Below are 2,864 nucleotides of genomic sequence, written 5' to 3' on the forward strand. Positions count from 1 at the left end.
CCCTCCTCGCGGGGCGAACCCTTCACGCTCGGGATCGGTTGGCCCCTCCTCGCGGGGCGAACCCTTCACGCTCGGGATCGGTTGGCCCCGGCCTGCGGGGTCAACCCTTCACGCTCGGGATCGGTCGGCCCCTCCTCGCGGGGCGAACCCGTCAGCCCGCGGGATCCGCGGGATCCCGAGCGGTGCGGCGCTCAGGCGCTGGTGACCGCCAGGGCCACGTTGTGCCCGCCGAAGCCGAAGGAGTTGTTGATCGCGGCGATCTGACCCTCGGGGAGCGCCCGCGGGGTGTCCCGGACCAGGTCGAGCACGAGCTCCGGGTCGGGGTCGGTGACGTTGATCGTGGGCGGGGCGAGCCGCTCGCGCAGGGCAAGCACGGTGAAGATCGTCTCCAGTGCCCCGGCGCCGCCGAGCAGGTGCCCGGTCATCGACTTCGTGGCCGAGAGGGCGATCTGGTCGGCATCGGCGCCCATGACCTCGCGGATGCCGCGGGCCTCGATGAGGTCCCCGACGACCGTCGAGGTCGCGTGGGCGTTGACGTGGACGACGTCCCTGGTGGTCAGTCCGGCCTCCGCCAACGCCATGCGCATGGCGGCCGTCTGCCCCCGGCCGTTCGGCTCGGGGGAGGGGATGTGGTAGCCGTCGGAGGACAGCCCGACCCCGCTGATGCGGGCGTGCACGCGGGCCCCACGGGCTGCCGCATGCTCGGCGCTCTCCAGGACGACGATTCCCGCGCCCTCACCGATGACGAATCCGTCGCGGCCCAGGTCGTAGGGGCGCGAGGCGCCTGCCGGGTCGTCGTTGCGGGTCGACAGGGTGCGCGAGGCGGCGAACGCCGCGATCGGCATCGGATGGATGGTCGCCTCGGTGCCACCCGCCACGACCACGTCGGCACGGCCGCTGCGGATCATCTCCACGGCGTAGCCGATGGCCTCGGCGCCGGAGGCGCAGGCCGAGACGAGCGCGTGCGCACCGGCCCGCGCCCCGATCTCCAGCCCGACGTACGCGGTCGGGGAGTTGGGCATGAGCATGGGCACGGTCATCGGCAGGACGCGCCGGGCGCCCTTCTCGCGCAGGGTGTCCCATGCGTCGAGCGTCGTCCAGATCCCGCCGATCCCGGAGGAGACGACGGCGCCGAGGCGCACGGGGTCGACCTCGGGGTTGCCCGCGTCGGCCATGGCCTCGCGGGTGGCGATGATCGCGTACTGCGCGGAGGGGTCCATCCGCTTCGTCTCCGGCCGCGGGAGCACGTCGACGGCGGGAACCGCGAGCTGCGCGGCGAAGGAGACCGGGATCTCGTACTTCTCGGCCCAGTCGTTCTCCATGGTGCGTGCACCGGAGGTGCCGGCCAGGGCAGCGGCCCAGGTGCTCGCGACGTCGCCGCCGAGGGGCGTCGTCGCGCCCATGCCGGTCACGACGACCTCACGTGCGGTGCTCTGCGTGCTCACGAGTCCTCCTGGCGGGTCCCGGCGGCCGAGGCTCGCGGGACGGGTAGGGGTCGGGGTCGGGCCGGGCGTGGGTACGCCTGCCGGGGCCGGCCTGGGTCAGGCGCGGCGGTGGAACGGTCGGGCAAGGGGCCTGCGCAGGTCGGGACGGCCCTCACGGGCGCCCCGACCTGCGCGGCGGGTCACTCCTGGGCGCCGTTGATGAACGAGACGGCGTCGCCGACGGTGGCGAGGTTCTTGACCTCGTCGTCGGGGATGCGGACCGAGAACTTCTCCTCAGCGAGGGTGACGATCGTCATCATCGACAGCGAGTCGATGTCCAGGTCGTCGGTGAAGGACTTCTCGGGCGAGACGGAGTCGGTGGGAAGACCGGTCTCCTCGCTGACGATCTCGGCAAGGCCGGTCAGGATCTCCTGCTCGCTGTAAGCCATCGTGCTCTCCTCGGGTGGTGGTGTGCGGCACCCGGACGGGCACCGAGAGATGGGGCGGGTTCAGGGTAGGGCGACGACCTGCGCGGCGTAGACGAGTCCCGCGCCGAAGCCGATCTGCAGGGCGAGCGCGCCGCTGGACACCTGGCCCTCGCGCAGGAGCCGCTCGGTCGCGAGCGGGATCGACGCGGCGGAGGTGTTGCCGGTGTCAGCGATGTCGCGAGCGATCACCACGGACTCCGGGAGCTTGAGCTGCTTGATCATCTGGTCGATGATCCGCATGTTCGCCTGGTGGGGGATGAACGCCTCGATCTGGTCGGGGGTCACCCCGGCGGCATCCATGGCCTGCTGGGCGACGGGGGCCATCTTCCAGACGGCCCACTTGAAGACGCTCGCGCCCTCCTGGCGCAGGGTGGGCCACCCGGCCTCGCCGGCGAAGGCGTCCTTCCAGGAGGCGGTCTGGCCGATCATCGCGGCCTGGGAGCCGTCCGAGCCCCAGACCGTCGGCCCGATGCCGGGGGTGTCGGACGCCCCGATCACCACGGCTCCTGCGCCATCGCCCAGCAGGAACGAGATGGAGCGGTCGGTCGGGTCGATGAAGTCGCTCATCTTCTCCGCGCCGATCACCACGACGTTGCGGGCCGTGCCGGAGCGCACCAGGGCGTCGGCCTGGGCGATGCCGTAGCAGTAGCCGGCGCAGGCCGCGGAGATGTCGAAGGCGGCGGCGGGCGTCGCGCCGATCCGGTCGGCGACGATCGCGGCTGCGGCCGGCGTCTGGTGGAAGTAGGTGACGGTCGAGAGGATCACGGCGTCGATGTCCGCACCGGTCAGGCCGGCATCGGCGACGGCCAGCCGCGCGGCCTCCTCCGCCAGATCGACGACGTCGCGATCCGCTGTGGTGCGCCGACGGGTCACCATGCCCGTGCGCTGGCGGATCCATTCGTCGGAGGAGTTGATCGGCCCCGCGATGTCGTCGTTGGTGACGACGTTCTCG

General features: G+C 72.2%; 3 protein-coding genes. All 3 read right to left on the minus strand.

Annotated elements, in window-relative coordinates:
• Positions 1-191 precede the first annotated feature (191 nt).
• Positions 192-1,445, minus strand: a complete 1,254-nt coding sequence (locus ABWK99_RS15385) for a beta-ketoacyl synthase (RefSeq protein ID WP_372595567.1) — start codon at positions 1,443-1,445, stop codon at positions 192-194.
• 179 nt (positions 1,446-1,624) lie between these two features.
• Positions 1,625-1,873, minus strand: a complete 249-nt coding sequence (locus tag ABWK99_RS15390; RefSeq protein WP_372595568.1) for an acyl carrier protein — start codon at positions 1,871-1,873, stop codon at positions 1,625-1,627.
• Positions 1,874-1,933: 60 nt separating this feature from the next.
• Positions 1,934-2,864, minus strand: a 931-nt coding sequence (locus ABWK99_RS15395; protein WP_372595569.1) for a beta-ketoacyl-ACP synthase III, incomplete at its 5' end; no start/stop codon positions are given.

Origin of the sequence: Actinotalea sp. (assembly GCF_041597215.1) — a bacterium.
GTDB lineage: Bacteria > Actinomycetota > Actinomycetes > Actinomycetales > Cellulomonadaceae > Actinotalea.

Excerpts from the sequence above, each read along its gene's own strand:
- ABWK99_RS15390 (WP_372595568.1), bottom strand. The coding sequence starts at position 1,873 with ATGGCTTACAGCGAGCAGGAGATCCTGACCGGCCTTGCCGAGATCGTC.